Origin of the sequence: Janthinobacterium sp. (genome assembly GCF_031995485.1) — a bacterium.
In the GTDB taxonomy this organism is placed as follows: domain Bacteria; phylum Pseudomonadota; class Gammaproteobacteria; order Burkholderiales; family Burkholderiaceae_D; genus Janthinobacterium.
Map to the genome: position 1 here is coordinate 53,219 of NZ_DAMAGB010000007.1, position 15,514 is coordinate 68,732.

At 61.8% G+C, this 15,514-nt stretch carries 12 protein-coding genes; 1 reads left to right on the plus strand and 11 read right to left on the minus strand.

The genetic code is table 11. The features are described 5' to 3' along the window. Positions 1-5: 5 nt before the first annotated feature. The 3 genes from gspG to RTQ46_RS07305 all read right to left on the minus strand — a co-directional run bounded on the left by gspG (position 6) and on the right by RTQ46_RS07305 (position 4,373). Entirely contained in the window at positions 6-449 is a 444-nt protein-coding gene (gene gspG / locus RTQ46_RS07295; RefSeq protein ID WP_312435563.1) for a type II secretion system major pseudopilin GspG, read from the minus strand. 284 nt (positions 450-733) lie between these two features. After that, positions 734-1,369 (minus strand): NF038129 family PEP-CTERM protein, encoded by a 636-nt coding sequence (locus RTQ46_RS07300; protein ID WP_312435564.1) that lies wholly within the window; start codon positions 1,367-1,369, stop codon positions 734-736. 10 nt (positions 1,370-1,379) lie between these two features. Further along, positions 1,380-4,373, minus strand: a complete 2,994-nt coding sequence (locus tag RTQ46_RS07305) for an ExeM/NucH family extracellular endonuclease (RefSeq protein WP_312435565.1) — start codon at positions 4,371-4,373, stop codon at positions 1,380-1,382. A 359-nt stretch (positions 4,374-4,732) separates the two neighbouring features. On the opposite strand from RTQ46_RS07305, the gene RTQ46_RS07310 reads away from it, so the two are divergent. Then, positions 4,733-5,590: a PEP-CTERM sorting domain-containing protein gene (locus tag RTQ46_RS07310; RefSeq protein WP_312435566.1), complete on the plus strand. Its 858-nt coding sequence runs from the start codon at positions 4,733-4,735 to the stop codon at positions 5,588-5,590. A gap of 80 nt (positions 5,591-5,670) precedes the next feature. Here the strand turns inward: RTQ46_RS07310 and RTQ46_RS07315 are convergent, their stop codons facing one another. The 8 genes from RTQ46_RS07315 to RTQ46_RS07350 form a co-directional block, all read right to left on the minus strand. Further along, positions 5,671-6,693 carry a TIGR03790 family protein gene (locus RTQ46_RS07315; protein WP_312435568.1) on the minus strand — a complete coding sequence of 341 codons (1,023 nt, stop codon included), beginning with the start codon at positions 6,691-6,693 and terminating at the stop codon, positions 5,671-5,673. 174 nt (positions 6,694-6,867) lie between these two features. Beyond that, a complete protein-coding gene (locus tag RTQ46_RS07320) occupies positions 6,868-7,446 on the minus strand; it encodes an FxDxF family PEP-CTERM protein (RefSeq protein ID WP_312435569.1) in 579 nt (192 codons plus the stop codon). Positions 7,447-7,528: 82 nt separating this feature from the next. Next, the gene (locus RTQ46_RS07325; protein WP_312435570.1) at positions 7,529-8,176 is read right to left on the minus strand and encodes an FxDxF family PEP-CTERM protein; all 648 of its coding nucleotides are present in this window, start codon (positions 8,174-8,176) and stop codon (positions 7,529-7,531) included. Between the two features lie 98 nt (positions 8,177-8,274). Beyond that, on the minus strand, positions 8,275-9,705 hold the full coding sequence (locus RTQ46_RS07330; protein ID WP_312435571.1) for a mannose-1-phosphate guanylyltransferase/mannose-6-phosphate isomerase: 1,431 nt from the start codon (positions 9,703-9,705) through the stop codon (positions 8,275-8,277). Beyond that, a complete protein-coding gene (locus tag RTQ46_RS07335) occupies positions 9,702-10,877 on the minus strand; it encodes an NDP-sugar synthase (RefSeq protein WP_312435572.1) in 1,176 nt (391 codons plus the stop codon). Before RTQ46_RS07335 ends, RTQ46_RS07330 begins: the two co-directional genes overlap by 4 nt. A 47-nt stretch (positions 10,878-10,924) precedes the next feature. Continuing rightward, positions 10,925-12,208 (minus strand): glycosyltransferase family 4 protein, encoded by a 1,284-nt coding sequence (locus tag RTQ46_RS07340; RefSeq protein WP_312435573.1) that lies wholly within the window; start codon positions 12,206-12,208, stop codon positions 10,925-10,927. Then, entirely contained in the window at positions 12,189-13,499 is a 1,311-nt protein-coding gene (locus RTQ46_RS07345) for a nucleotide sugar dehydrogenase (RefSeq protein WP_312435574.1), read from the minus strand. Before RTQ46_RS07345 ends, RTQ46_RS07340 begins: the two co-directional genes overlap by 20 nt. A 13-nt stretch (positions 13,500-13,512) precedes the next feature. Continuing rightward, positions 13,513-15,507 (minus strand): alginate lyase family protein, encoded by a 1,995-nt coding sequence (locus RTQ46_RS07350; protein WP_312435575.1) that lies wholly within the window; start codon positions 15,505-15,507, stop codon positions 13,513-13,515. Positions 15,508-15,514 lie beyond the last annotated feature (7 nt).

Sequence of the window (15,514 nt, forward strand, 5' to 3'; positions counted from 1 at the left end):
CTGGTTTATTGCGAGCTGATGTCGGCGTTCTCGCCGGTACCGCCAGGCTGTCCATCCTTGCCTGTCGAGACGATCTCGTATTCGCCCTTGCTGCCGGGCGCGCGGTACTGATAAGCATGTCCCCACGGGTCGAGCGGGACGTTTTTCTTCAGGTAGGGACCATTCCAGCGGGTGCCGGCGGCCGGCGGCGCGGCCAGCAAGGCGGCCAGGCCCTCTTCGGTGGTCGGATAGCGCCCCACGTCGAGCCGGTAGGTATCGAGCGATTTTTCAAATGCCTCGATCTGCGCCTTGGCCACCGTCACTTCCGATTTGCCCAGCTGCGCGAAATATTTCGGTCCCACATAGGCGGCCAGCAAGCCGATAATCACGATCACGACCAGCAGTTCAAGCAGGGTGAAGCCGTGCGTGTTGCGTCTCGCCGCCAAATCCTGCCTGTGTACTGCTCGCATCCGGAAACTCCCTGTTGCCGTCTTTAAATACATCATGCCCCGGTACGCCGCTGATGGCGGCATGCGGGGCAGCACTTGTCCTGGAGCGCCAGCCTACCACGCAAATTAAGGTTAATACAACCTTTTATTTGCATGGCGAACAACATATCTTTGCGGAAACTTCAGTCGGCACGGCTGGCCGGAGCGGCTCCACCAGGCAGGTCACGCACAGCGTAATTGCATGCATGACACTGCCAGCGGGCCACTCCGATCCGATCCAGCGGCAGCTCGCAGTTCGGGCACGATCACACGGCAGGCAGCGTGCGGCGCCGGCGCAGGGCCAGGCCCAGCAGTGCCATGCCGCCCGTCAGCATCAGCCACTGCGACGCTTCCGGCACGGCCGAGATGGCCGCGATCGAGGCATACGTGGCGGCGGAGATCGAGGCCGGCGCGCCACCGGCGATCGGCATCAGTTCGAACTGCACCAGATTGCCATCAGGATTGCCAAGGTAGGAACTGCCGTCGAACAGGCCAACGCCAAAGGTCGTGCCGGCATTGCCGGCCGTCGTCAGGAAGGCGCCGCTGAAGGCGATATCAAACGCGAACTTGCCGCCCAGCGTTACCTGGTGATACCAGTCGTTATAAGCGCCACCGTTACCGAAAACCAAGGTACCGGGCAGGCTGCCAGTGACCTCTCCTTCTTGCGCGACCAGGGCGCCGAAGGCACCCGTAAATGCGCTCAGGGTGGCGCTGGCGCCTGGCGCCGGACTATTGCCGGCGATGAAGGCAAAGTCGAGAAAACCGGTGCCAGAGAACTGGCTGGTGTCGATTTCCACGTGGTAGCCAAGCGGATCGGCGGCCAGCGCCAGCGTGCTGCTGCCGGCCAGCAGCGCGGCCAGCACGGCGCGGCGCAAGATGAGATTGAAAGCGGGTGCAAACATGGTGGTGTCCTCAGAAATTGCCGGCGATAACGCTGGCGCTGTAGTTGATCGTCACTTTCGACGGGTTGGCAAAGCGCACGGCAAACGACGCCGTGGCGCCCGGTGCCAGGCTGGCGGCTGGCAAGGTGACGTACGGCGCGCCTGCATGGCTGCCGCTGGCGTTGGCCAGCGTCACGCCGGCCGGCAGGCCGCCGAACACCAGCTGGAACGGTCCGTCCAGCACCGCGCCGCTGCGGTTGGTCACGCTGACCGTCCCCGTGTATTGCTGCGTGGCGCGGTTGACGGCAAGGCCGGAACTGACCACGCCGACACTGGCCGTGACATCGTGCCAGGCTGGCTGCAGGGCCAGGCTGATGACGACCGGATCATGGTCGGAAGCGCGATACGGCGTCGGCTGGTACAGGTCTTGCGGTTTGGCAGTGTCGATGTTGTAGTCGATTACCACCGGCTCGTCGGCATTGACATGCCATTCCGCCACGCCAGCGACCTGGCCACTGAGGCTGGCGCTGGCCAGCGCATGGTCGAGGTAGCCGCTCTGGCCACCGAACACATAGGAATAGGGCATGCCGGACGGCCGCATGAAACGCTCGAGTTCATTGACGAAACCGGCGTTGGCGATGACCTGGATCGGATCCTCGGCGCCATACGAATTGAGGTCGCCGATGATCAGCACGTCCGCGTCGCCGGCGGCGAGCGCCACTTGCGGCACGAAGCTGCCCACCAGGCGCTGCGCCTGCTGCACCCGGGTCGCATTCCAGCAGCCCTGGCTGTCGCCGTTGTCGGCGTCCGCCCCGGTGCCTGGCGGGCAACTGCCTTTCGACTTCAGATGGTTGACGATCAGGGAAAATTTCTCGCCATTGCCGGCTCGAAAAGTCTGCGCCATCGGTGGCCGGTTATTGATGGCATGGGCGTCCGACAGCGCGCCGCCGACCAGGCCCAGCCTGGCGGGCTTGTAGATCATCGCCACGCGTATCGCGTCCGTCCCGGTCGCCGCCGGCGCGGGCACGACCGCATAGCTGGCCTCGCCGATGGCGGCGTTGAGATGCTCGACCAGGTGGCCGACGGCGATATCGCCATTGTTCTGGATTTCCATCAGGCCCACCACATCGGCGTCGATGGCTTTCAGTTCGGCCACGATCTTGTCGCGCTGGCGCGTGAATTCGGCCAGGGTGTCGGCGCCGCGGCAATTGCTGCGGCTGGTCGAAGCGCCCAGCGTGCAGCCCTGCCCGGTCTGGCCGAACACATCGTTACCATTGGTAAACGTGGTAAAGAAGTTCAGCACATTCGCGCTGGCCACCTTGACATTGCCTGGCGCCAGTTGTGGTACGCCACTACGCGGATTATCGCGCGAAAACACGGGCACCACCGTCGGCTGCAGCTTGTAGGCCACGCCGCCGCCGATGGCGCCGAAGTCCACCACGCCGGTCAGGTCCGACACCGTGTCGCCGCTGCGCACCGTATCGTCCGCCCCCAGATAGGGAATGGTGGCGGGCGTGACGAACACGCCGTCATCGAGCACGATGATGTTTTTGCCGTTGGCCACCATCAGCGCCAGCACTTCGGGCGAGCGTGCCGCGTGCCGGTTGGTCGGCACTTCGCGCCGGCCCGACGACAGGGTCAGTTCGCCGCGCGCGCCGACATAGGCGTTCTGCGACACGGTCAAGGGCTGGCTGAAGCGCACCAGCATGCCTTCCAACTCGCCCAGATCGTCGTGCGGCAAGGCGACATTCAGCGGCACCACGACATGGCCGGCGCCGCGCACGACGATGCTCGTCATGTCCTTGAACTCGGTGTAGGAACGGCTGGCGCCGGCGGGCGTGTACTCGACCACGGTACCGGTCACCTGCACCAGTTCCCCTGGGCGCACGGCCACGGGCGTATTGCCCGTGTAAACAAAGATGCCATCCGAGGTGGACGGATCGCCATCACCGGCCGCATCCTGGATAAAGAAACCGGTGCCGACGACCAGGGTTACCACGCCTTCGGTGGTCTGCACGGAATTGGCGTAAGGACTGGCCGCGCCACTGCCCTGGATTTGCGCAATGGTATGACTGACCGTGCCCAGGCCCTGTACCGCCACGTCGACCTTGCACACGGCGCTATGCTGCTGGTCGTTGCTGAAATTGACGAGCACCGGATAATTGCCGACCGGAACGCTTGGCGCCACCAGCAGGCTGACGCTGGCGCTGGCGCCGACCGCGCCAGCGGGACTGAAGCCAGCCAGACTGATGCCGGCCGCCGTCGGCGAAACCAGGCTGGCGGCAAGGACTACACCGTCGACATCGGACGCACGCAGCAGTGCTCTGCCGCCCTTGCCTGGCAACACCTCCAGGCTGGCCGGGCAGGTAGCGACAATCTGATGGACAATCGGGCCGCCACACGCATGGCGTGGCGCGCCGGTATTGCGCGGGGTTGCACCGCCGGTGGCAAAATCACCGCCGTTGTCGTCCGTGTCGGTGCAACCGCCGTTGGCGCGCACGATGGCGACGGTATTCGACGGCGCCGGCGCTACCGTGCCTTCGAAGCCATTGGCGGTGCCGAATCCGACCAGGTCGATCACGGCCGCACCAGTGGGCAGTGTGCCGCTCAGCGCCGCCTTGCCATTGCTCAGCAGGACCTTGCCCGAGGTGGCCGACAGCGCCAGCGTGCCAATGGCGTCCGGCGTTGGCAGCTCCTGCGTGCCGCCCGCCCCTTTGGCTTCCTGCACCAGCAGGTATTGACCGGGCTGCAGGTCGATGGGCGGCAGCGCCGTTACCGCCCAGCCGGGGCCGGCCGCAGAACTGTATTGCACGCTCCAGCCGTCCAGGTTGACGGCACCGGCGCCACGATTGAAGATTTCGATGAAATCGTTGCGGTACGACGCGCCCGCATTGCCACCACCGCCATACACCTGGCTGATGACGATATCGGAGGCCGCCACGGACGGCAGGGAAAAACTGGCCAGCAAGGCAGCCATGACGGTCAGGCGCAATGGCTGTGGCACAGCAGGGAATGGACGGAACATGGTTTTCCTGATCAGTAGAGAAAGACGCTGGCAGACGACATGAACCGGCCGACGAGCGAAGAAAAATTAACGAAATAACGTCAGATTTGTTAATTTAATATTAAAGGCCAAACGTGACAGCTTAATGACATTTGATTAATCTACCCTGCATAAACAGGGCGCGGCCGCTATGCCACCATGCACGCACGATGACGTACCGAATTAGCAACAACAAACGCCATGCCAGCGTCCGCATGCAAAATGAGCGAGCGGAAGAAGGCGGAATATGATACATTTCCAACAAATAAGTTTTATTCCCTACAAGAGACTTATGCGTCATGCTGCACGATGCATGGCTCGGGCCCCAAGCATGCTCGTGCTTGAAATACAGTTCCCGCCTGGCAAGCAAGTCCATGGCATTGAATGGATCGGTGCCGGCGATGTCGGCGCCTTTACCCGCCGCCCTGCACATTTTTCGAGATATTTTTTCCATGTTAAAACCATCAGCCTCTATTTACGCCACACTGATTGCCTTGGCCGCAATCGCCATCGGCCCTGCTACCGCTCTTGCGCAGCAGGCGAGTCCGCGCGGACAGGCCGACAACAGCAAGCGCTGCGTCGTTGCCGAAAGCGGCGCAAGCCAGCGCGGCAACGCTGGGGACGCGGATATGGAAAGTACCTATAGTTCCTGCCGCCTGCTAGACGGCTATGTCGGCATGAGCGGCTTTGTCAACGACGGCACCGGCCAGTCAGCTGGTTTCGCCAAGGACGACGCGACACCGGACCTGCGTAGCCCACGCGTCAGCGGACGCACGCATGCACTCGACATGTTCAACGATGATGAAAGCGGCGCCGGCAGAAGCGGTGGCCTCAAAAAGGGCGGTACCGTGAATCTGGGGCAGGCGGGCGATGATCGATTTGCCAGCAGCGATACGTTTCCCGAGTGGCGCACCGCAGCGCTTCCGGGCTACGTGCGTGCCGATCAGGGCGGCGACAACACCAGCCTGCTGGCCAGCCGCGACTCGGGCGGTGGCCTGCCGCAAACCGGCGGCAGCGGCAGCGTCGGCGGCGGCGGCTCCAGCGGCGGTATCGACGGTAGCGGCACGGGCGGCGACGCCATCACACCGGTCATTCCCGCGGTGCCGGAACCGCAAAGTTACCTGATGATACTGGCCGGTGCGGCCGTGCTTGCATGGGCTGCGCGTCGCCACGCGCGAAAGCAGGCCAACCGCGCCTAAGGCAGCGCCCGCCGTACCGTGTCCGCAGCATTCCGGGCGAGGAGGAAAATTTTCCTGCCCGCCCTTTTATTTATTTCCCACTAACGCCGGTATGCCGCATACGGCGCCGCCAGCGGATCGCCGATGAACAGGCCCTGCGCCGGCCACGCGACACTGCGCCAGTAGGCCTCCAGCGCCGTCACGCCGGACAGATAGTGGCGCAGCAGGACGGTCGAATTGGGAAATTTCTGCCAGTAATTACATGGCTCGCTCACCGTGCCGTAACTGGCTGTCGCGCCCGCCTCCAGCCAGCGCTGGCTGCTCATCTGTCCACGACCCTGCAAATCCCCGCCAAACGACGTCAGGTGATCGGCCAGTGCGCCGGGCAGGAAACGCAAGGTGTCGAGCTTGGCAACCTGCGACATGCCGGTCTGGTAGATCATGATGTCTTTTGCCCCATCAAGGCTGTCGGCGCGGACGTTTTTGATCGTCAGCTTGCGCTGGCTGACGACACCATCTGGCGGAAAAAAGCCGGCGCGACTGTTACGCGAGCCTTCGCTGGTGCGCAGATAGTAGGCGCTGGCGGCGGGAACAGAAAAGCCGCTGACCTTGCCACGGTCGATGACCGCCTTGGCAGCATCGACAAAATCGATGGGCAACAACATCGACAGGCGCACACCGAGTTGCGTATAGGGTTGCGTGACGGTCGAATTGAAATACGCGCTGGGCTTGCCCGGATCGCAGGTCCTGGCGCATTGCGCCGCATCGAAGCCCAGCGTGAATGCCGACGTGATCGAATTGCACTCGACCGCATACGGCGCGCTCCATACCATCAGTACCGCCTGGATGTTCGGCGTCAGTTTCCCGTTGATGCGCCGCGCGAGCTGTGCGAACTGCTCCGCATCGAGCTTGCGGGGACGGTTGGGAATATGGACATGCACCACGTTTGCAGCAGGAATGGCATGCGCCTGGCGATAATACTCGCCTACTTCGATACTGTTGGGCTCGGCGTCATTGATGACTATGGCCAGCTGCGATGGCTGCAGGCCGGGGGCGGCATTGGGCGCCTGGGCATGGGCGACGCCAGCGCCGAACGCCAGCCAGAGGCAGAGGGAAGTACGCAATGGTCGTGATCCTCATGGTGAAAGCACGAAAAAGTTGCCGGTCGGGACGAGCGCCAGCGGTAGTGATGATTATAGCGGCATGCGCGCCGCAAGCAGAAGCGCGCCCGGCACCATCTGCAGCAGCCCAAAAAAAACGGAGGCCGCAGCCTCCGTTCCATTTCATGTCACGCCGTTTCAGGCTTGCGACCGGCGGCGGCGAGCCACGAAGCCGATCAGTCCCAGGCCGACCAGCAGCATGCCATAGGTTTCCGGTTCCGGCACTGCCGCGATCGCCAGATTGCCGCTGTAGCTACCACCGGCAGGCGATGCCACATAACCATCGATTTTCAGGAAATAGCTGCCGGCGCTCAGCGGCGTGTTGCCCGATTGGAGTACCCAGGCCTGGTCCTGCAGCGTGTAGTTGACCAGGTCCAGCGCACCATGGAACAGGATGCCATTGGCATTACCCAGGCTCAGGCCGGTCAGGGTCAGACCCGAACCGGCGTTGGCCTTGAGCGACGTCGCCAAGGCGCTCAGGTCATTGCTGCCGGACAACGAGAACGTGTAGGTATCGCTAAAGAAATTGTGATCCGCACCGGCCAGTTGGCCCTGCTTCAGCGTAAATGAATTGATCAGGTCACTACTGGAATAGTCGAGCAGGTCCGCGGTGAGATCGACCGGTGCGTGGCTGATGTCGACCGGCGCCGCATGGGCAGCCAGACTGGTACCGGCAAACATGGCAGCAACAAACAGGGATTTAAAAAATTTTGTCATACGTTTCACCAAAAGTACGGCGGCCAGCCGAGGCTGGACGCAGGATGGAAATGAGAAGGGAGCAGCAGCGGCAACGCCGCGCTCAGCCAGCTTTCTGGCGGCGACGTGCCATGAAACCCAACAGGCCAAGGCCGGCGAGCAGCATCGCATAGGTGCCTGGCTCGGGCACTGCCGATACCAGACTGCCATTGGCGGTGAAGGTGCCGCCCGTGTTGGACACCACATTGCCGCTGACCTTCAGGTAGTAGTTGCCGGCGGCCAGATTCGCGTACGACAAGGACCAGCTATCCGTGGCACCGCTGGCCTTCTGCGTACCGTTCAGCACCAGCGCATTCGTGCCAGCGCTGTACAGGCCGAAACCTGTCAGGTTCAAGCCGTTTGCGGCACTGGTACTGACCGACGACAGCAGCATGTCCAGGTTGCTGGACTGGCCTACCGTAAAATTGAAAAGATCGTTAAAAAAGTTGCTTTTTTGATTGTTCTTGAATTTGTCGCCAAAGGCCAACGATCCGCCCGTGGTCAGCGTGACGGCGCCCGGAGTCGAACTGATATCGACCGGCGCGGCCATCGCTACCTGAGAAAACAGGGTGGCACCGGCAAAGACCATGGCGGCGAGCGCCAAGCTAGTATTTTTCTTCATGCATTCCACCAAACGTTGTATGGATGCCTGGACATCCGGATAATGAATTTGAACCGGGAGGATCCCGACTGAACTGACAAATTGCATCATAGCATAAAGTAATTTTTTTTATTAACGATATTTTAATAAATAGTTACTTTATAGCATGATTCAATAAGGCACTATTTCTCCGCAAATTGCCGCGATCGTTATGTACGCTGGTATACATCTTCGAGCCGGACGATATCGTCTTCCCCCAGATAGCTGCCCGATTGCACCTCAATCAGGTGCAGCGGCAATTTGCCCGGATTTTCGAGGCGATGGGTCATGCCGATCGGGATATAAGTCGACTCATTTTCCGTCAATAGTGTGACTGTTTCACCACAGGTCACGCTGGCAGTGCCACTGACCACCACCCAATGCTCGGCTCGGTGATGATGCATCTGCAGCGACAGCTTGCCCCCCGGGTTGACGGTAATGCGCTTGACTTGGAAGCGCTCGCCCAGATCGATGCCTTCATAACTGCCCCATGGGCGGTAAACTTTCCGGTGCTGCACATGTTCCGTGCGGCCTTGCTGCTTCAGGTGGTCGACCACCTGCTTGACGCGCTGCACCTGATCCTTGTGCGCCACCAGTACCGCGTCATCGGTTTCCACCACCACCAGATCCTGCACGCCCAGCACGGCCACCATGCGATGCTCCGCACGCACCAGACAGTTGCTGACCCCGTCGAGGTACACATCGCCACGCACCACGTTGCCATCGGCATCGCCCGTCTGCACTGCCTTGAGCGCGGACCAGGAACCGACATCGCTCCAGCCGATTGCCGCCGGCAGCACCACCGCATGCGCGGTGTGTTCCATGACGGCATAGTCGATCGAGTCGGACGCGCAGCCGGTGAATGCCTGCTCGTCCAGCCGGCAAAAATCGAGGTCGCGATGCCCTGCCCGCACGGCCGTCACGCAGGCGTCGCGCATGGCTGGCTGAAACTGGCCCAGTTCGTCCAGATAGCACCCGGCGCGGAACAGGAACATGCCGCTGTTCCAAAAATAATGACCTTCAACCAGAAACGACAGCGCCGTGGCCAGATCCGGTTTTTCCACGAAGCGCTCGACCCGGCAGGCGCCCCGTCCCGGTGCCACTGATGCGCCACCGCGAATGTAGCCGTAGCCCGTCTCCGGACCGGTGGGCACAATGCCGAAGGTGGCCAGCGCCCCCTCCTGGGCCAGCAATGCTGCCTCGGCAATCACTTGATGAAAAGCAGCCACGTCGGCGATGACATGGTCGGCAGGCAGCACCAGCATCAGCGCCTCGGGGTCGATGCCAAGCAGATACTGCGCCGCCACCGCCACGGCTGGCGCTGTATTGCGGCCCACCGGTTCGAGCAGAATGCCCAGGGGTGCCAGCTTGATTTCGCGCAACTGCTCGGCCACCATGAAGCGGTGCTCATTGCCGCACACCACCAGCGGCGGCATGATCTGGCCGGCGTCTTGCGGCAGGCTCTGCACGCGCAGCGCCGTCTCCTGCAGCATGGTCTTGTCGCCGACCAGCGGCAGCAATTGCTTGGGCAACACAGCACGCGACAGTGGCCACAAACGGGTACCGGAGCCGCCGGACAGAATGACAGGATAAATTTTCACGTGTTCACCTGGTTGGCACGGAGGTCATTAAAGACTTCCGCTTCGGCTTCATGGCGGCGACGCTTGCGGCGGTCGCGTGCGTTCCCCCAGGCATCGGGATCATATTCGGAAACGTGGCGCATTTCGCCGTCGCGATCAACGCTGTAATCCTTGAAGACAATCATTTCATCGAGCACCACGCCGGGCAGCACGCGCGTATATTCGAACAGCACGCTGCGCACCACTTCGGCACCCGCGCAGACATGGCTGCCATGACCTATCCACGTGGGGCCGATGATGGTTGCGCCCGCTTCGATGCGGCTGCCGGAACCGATGTATACCGGTCCTTCGATACGCGTGCCACCGTTCCAGTCGATGCTGGTATTTAAGCCCACCCAAAGCCCGTCATCGATCTGGATGCCAGGTACATCGAGTTGTGCCACTTCGCCCATCAGCACGCTTTGCAGCACTTCCCAGTAATCCTTGACGCTGCCGATGTCGATCCAGTTGTACTGGCGCTTTTGCGCGAAGAACGGCAAGCCTTTTTCCACAAGCAGTGGAAACAGTTCCGAACCGATATCGAACGGGCGGTCGGTAGGGATCAGTTCCAGCACGGCGGGTTCGAAAATATAAATACCCGTGCTGACGCAATTCGACAGCGCCGCTTCCTGCGGCGGCTTTTCTTGGAAGGCGCGGATGCGTCCGTCGTCATCGCTGACCACCACGCCATAACTCGACACCTTGTCCCACGGTACTTCCAGCGTGATGACGGACGCCATCGCACCCTTTCGGCGATGTTCGAACAAGGCCGATTTCAAATCCAGATCGATCAGCGCATCGCCGCACAGCACTATGGTGGTCTCATCGAAAAAACCACCAAATTCCTGGATCTTTTTCATGCCGCCGGCCGAACCCAGCGGCTGCGGCACAACCTCGCCGCTGTCATTGGTATAGCCTTCGAACGAGTAACCGATCTGTACGCCGAACTGATGGCCTTCGCCAAAATATTCTTCGATTTTTTCGTGCAGATAGCTGACGTTGACCATGATTTCGGTCACGCCGTAACGGGCCAGGTGTTCCACCAGATAAGCCATCACTGGCTTGCCGAGTATCGGGATCATCGGCTTGGGTAAATCATAGGTCAGGGGCCGCACCCGCGTGCCCTTGCCTGCAGCTAAAATCATTGCTTTCATTGTCAGGCCAGCTCCATCAGTAAAAGGGGCAGGACACGCCAGTCGGCTTACTGGCGATCCTTGTGCAAGGACATGCGCGCGTCCGGCACCGTGCCGGCCGGAACGGCCTCGGGGAACAGGCGCGCATACGCAGCCAGCAACTTCGGCGCTTCATATTCCCATTCCAGCTCATTGATCACGCGGTGGCGGCCGAATGCTCCCATCTGCTCGCGCCGCACCGGGTCATCGAGCAGTTCGACAATCTTGTTCGCCATGTCAATCGGGTCATTCTTCAGGGCATACAGCGACGCTTGCTGTGCCGACACCTTGCCTTCGACCAGGTCAAACTGCACGATGGGCTTGCCGAGAGCCATGTACTCCATGATCTTGTTCATGGTCGACTTGTCATTCATGTCGTTAGCCACGTCCGGATTGACGCATACGTCCGAGGTATTGAGCATTTCCAGCAGTTCCTGGTCCGGCACTCGTCCTGTAAATGTCACGTATTCGGCAATGCCCATCTGCTGCGCCATCTGCTTCATTTGTTCCAGCGAGGTGCCGCCGCCGACCAGGCCGAACTGCACGTCCTGGCGCCCCAGCGTCTGCACGATATATTGCGCCGCCTGCAGCAGCAGGTCGATGCCCTCCTGCGCGCCCATTACGCCCACATAGCCGACCAGGTAGGCGCGTCCTTTTTTCAGGGCCGGCACCGGCGGCAGCACGCGCAGGCGGTCGAGCTTGGGACCGCTGCGCACCACGTACACGTCTTCCGGCTTCATGCCGCCGCGTTCGATGGCGATCTTCTTGTACGACTCGTTGGTGGCGATCGACACGTCGGCGCTCTGGAACGACCAGCGCTCGAACAGCACCATCAGCTTGTAGAAAAAGTCGCGCCGGCCGAACTTGGCCTCGTACAGTTCCGGGTTGATGTCGTGATGGTCGAACAAAAAGCGCTTGCCCATCGTCAGCTTGAAAAAGCCGCCGATCAGGAACAGCAGGTCGGGCGGATTGCAGGCGTGGATGACATCGAAGCCGCGCGCGAAATGCACCTTCCACGCCAGGCGGAAGGTGTGGAACAGCGCCAGTGAATACTCCACCAGGTAGCCCTTGGCGCCTTCGGCTTCCAGCGGCAGGTTGTAGCGGTAAATATGGATGCCGTCGATCGCCTCATGGCGCGACTCATAGCCCTTGCCGGTCGGGCAGATGATCGACACCTCATAGCCGTTCGCATGCAGCGTGGTCGCTTCCTGCCACACGCGCCGGTCGAACGGCGACGGCAGGTTTTCAACCAGGATCAGGACACGGCGCGGCTTGCCGGCCACGCCTGCGGTATTACCAGCAGATGCCGTCATATTGTTCTCCACTTTGCTCTTGGCTGATGCGCACCAAATCGACGATGTGCTGATGCGGCTTGAGGCTGCCAGGTACGGTCTTGAACTCGGCTGCGCCGTTGCCGATCACGATGGTCTCGGCAAAGTCGAGCACTTCCTGCATTGAAGTGACCATCAGCTTGGAGATATGTGGAATATGGTTCAGGATGTAATCCTGGTTGGCGCCCGTCAGCGCGGCCAGATTGACGTTCTTGTCGTACAGTTTCAGGTCATAGCCCTTGCCCAGCAGGTACTCGATCACGTCCACCAGCGGTGACTCGCGCAAGTCGTCGGTGCCGGCCTTGAATGAAAAACCGAGGATGCCGATCTTGCGGGCACCCTTGTCGACGATCATCTTGACACCCTTTTCCACCTGACGCTGGTTCGATGGCAGGATCGAATTGAGCAGCGGCAAATCGAGGTCCAGGCTGCGCGCCTTGTAGGTCAGCGCGCGCACGTCTTTCGGCAGGCAGGAGCCGCCAAACGCGAAGCCCGGCTTCATGTAGTACGGCGACAGGTTCAGCTTGGTATCCTGGCAGAAGATCTCCATCACCTTGTGGCCGTCGATGCCGACCGCCTTGCAGATATTGCCGATCTCGTTGGCGAACGCCACTTTCACTGCGTGCCAGGTGTTGTCGGTGTATTTGACCATCTCGGCCGTTTCCACGTCGGTGCGCACCAGCGGAGCGTCCATCTTTTCATACAGCTGCACCAGCAAGGCGCCGGCCTTTTCGTCGGACTCGCCGATCACGGTTTTCGGCGGATTGTAGTAGTCGTAGACGGCCGTGCCTTCACGCAAAAATTCCGGGTTGTTGCACACACCGAAATCGACGCCGGCCACCTTCCCCGATGCCGCTTCCAGGGTCGGGATCACCAGCGAGCGCATCGAGCCGGGCAGCATGGTCGAACGTGCCACCACCACGTGAAAGGTGTCCTTGTCGGCGATGGCGGAACCGATTTCCTGGCACACCTTGCGCACATGGCTCAGGTCCAGGTTGCCATTCAGCTGCGATGGCGTGCCAACGCAAATCAGTGACATGTCCGAGCCGAACACGGCGTCGCGCACGTCGGCGGTGGCGCGCAGGTGGCCGCTCTTCACCGTGGCGGCGATCATCTCGCCGATATCCTTCTCGATGATCGGGGTGGTGCCCTGGTTGATCAGGTCGACCTTGGTCTTGTTCGGGTCGACGCCGATCACCTCGTGTCCATCACTTGCCAGGCAACCGGCCGACACCGCACCCACGTAGCCCAGGCCAAATATGCTGATTTTCATTTTTTCCTCTTTTTTACAGGTCAGAAGTATTCAATTCCAGGCGAAACACAGTTTGCAGCCTGGTCGATCCATGCAGTCGTGCGCGCCACACCAGGGTGGGCGCCGCCTGCTTTTCATCAAAACGGTGCGAGATCCAGCCCAGTACCGGCTCTTCGCTGGCGCACACCACCTGCGTCATCGCGCCATGCAAGGCCGGCAGTTGTACCTCCATCACGAAGGCGGCGCCCTGCACCTGCAGGCGATCACCATCGAGTTGCAAACGGCAGCGAGGATCGAAATGCCAGAACAGCTCGATCTCGTGCGCGCCCTGGCATTCGAGCACGTCGTCGACCACGATCGTCTGCGCGCCGGGCGTAACGTTCACCTCGCGCCGGTGCAGCAGCGGGTCGTCGAGGCGCAGGTAGCCGTCATGGCTGGCGCTCCAGCGCTGGCCCCGGGTATCGTCGCACCAGGATAGGCAGCGTGCCTGCGCCTTGCGCAGCCACAGGAAGTTGCCGCCGGACTCAGACTGGTCCCGGCCGTCGATGCGCACAGTATTGTGCGCACTGGTGCCACGGAAATAATCGCGCCACCGCTTCTGTGTGTGGTAGGCATAGGTGCCCGGATCGATCAGCACTGCCTGGCCGGCCACAGACAGCGTCAATGCCAGCGCATCGGCATGACCGTGGGCGGCGATGCCCAGGTAGCCGAGCGGGCCCGCATCGGCAATCAGCCGCACTTCGCTGGGGGTATCGAACCGCGCCCCCATGATGTGATAGCCGCCCTGCGGAAAACAGCGCGGCAGCGGCGCCACCGCCGCCGTGGCCAGGGCATCGAAGGCACGACGGCCCGCATCGCCCAGCAGCCACGCGCTCTTGTCGTCAAAATACCCGGCCTTGCGCCGGAAGTCGGAGCGACCGAACAGCGCCGCACCGGACGCCAGCAGCGCGCAATACGGATTGGCGCCGGGCGACTTGTCCCAGTTCGCCAGCTGTGCGTCGTCGGCGTCGCCGATCATCGGCACCTGGCCCGCCACGTTGAGCATGGCGGCAATAAATTCCAGCATCGATTCCAGGCGCTGCAGGAATGCCGCGGAACGGGGCCGGCCGTTGGCCCGCCCCACCAGCACGCACAGCAGCATCTCGTCGGCCACCGTGTGCTGATAATAGATCGCCTGTTCACGGTTGACGCCGTCTTCGCCATTCTGCTTGAGCGCTTCGGCTTCCAGCTCCGCTTCCGTTTGCGCCAGCCAGTCGGCGCTTTCCGGCCAGCAAGGCCAGGTCAGCGCGGCCACATGCAAGCCCGTCAGCTCGCCAAACAGATGGTTGTTGGCCGACGAGTGTCGCGAGAAATGGCCGGCGATGAAATGACAATGTTGATAAATGCTGTCAAGCCAGCGCTGCAGAAACACTTGGCCGTCGGCGCTCTGGAACAGCGGACTGTCGATACCACCCAGCAAATGCCACGCATGCGACCAGCTGACCAGGCGCAAGGCCAGTTCCAGCGCGCTGCTCCAGTTCGGTCCCAGCGGATACGGGCATTGCTGCCACCACGACTCGAGCAGGGTTTGCACGGCGCGGGCATGGCGCAGCTCGCCGCCCAGACGATACGCCATCGCCAGGTCGCTCACCGCAAGGTGGCGATTAGGTTCCCACAGGCATTTGATGTCACCCACGACTGTTTCATCGCGATAGTTAAGCAGCTTGCCAAAGCCCAGCGGCGCCACAGTGCCAGTTTTCGGATCGCGGTTCCATTCCGGAGGAAAGCCCAGTTCGGCATCGCGCAGCGCGAACACGTCGCCGCGGCCCGCCAGGATGCGCTCGGCCGCCGCCAGGTGCGGCGCGCTGTCGGCGGGCAATCCCAGCCACGACACGCCAAAGCGCTGGCGCGAGGCCGGCGGCGGCATGTGCGCAAGACCCATGCCACGTGCCTGCAGGCGCTGCTGCACGGCGTCGCGCACGCGGTGCGCCACTTCCGGCAGGCCCATGGCGCGCAGGCGGTTCAGTTTCCAGGACAAATTAGCAAGCATGACGACG

Bases quoted from the DNA above. Each gene is read 5' to 3' on its own strand.
- RTQ46_RS07345 (WP_312435574.1), bottom strand. From the start codon at position 13,499: ATGAAAATCAGCATATTTGGCCTGGGCTACGTGGGTGCGGTGTCGGCC.
- RTQ46_RS07340 (WP_312435573.1), bottom strand. From the start codon at position 12,208: ATGACGGCATCTGCTGGTAATACCGCAGGCGTGGCCGGCAAGCCGCGC.
- RTQ46_RS07350 (WP_312435575.1), bottom strand. From the start codon at position 15,507: ATGCTTGCTAATTTGTCCTGGAAACTGAACCGCCTGCGCGCCATGGGC.
- gspG (WP_312435563.1), bottom strand. From the start codon at position 449: ATGCGAGCAGTACACAGGCAGGATTTGGCGGCGAGACGCAACACGCAC.
- RTQ46_RS07300 (WP_312435564.1), bottom strand. From the start codon at position 1,369: ATGTTTGCACCCGCTTTCAATCTCATCTTGCGCCGCGCCGTGCTGGCC.
- RTQ46_RS07325 (WP_312435570.1), bottom strand. From the start codon at position 8,176: ATGATGCAATTTGTCAGTTCAGTCGGGATCCTCCCGGTTCAAATTCAT.
- RTQ46_RS07335 (WP_312435572.1), bottom strand. From the start codon at position 10,877: ATGAAAGCAATGATTTTAGCTGCAGGCAAGGGCACGCGGGTGCGGCCC.
- RTQ46_RS07305 (WP_312435565.1), bottom strand. From the start codon at position 4,373: ATGTTCCGTCCATTCCCTGCTGTGCCACAGCCATTGCGCCTGACCGTC.
- RTQ46_RS07320 (WP_312435569.1), bottom strand. From the start codon at position 7,446: ATGACAAAATTTTTTAAATCCCTGTTTGTTGCTGCCATGTTTGCCGGT.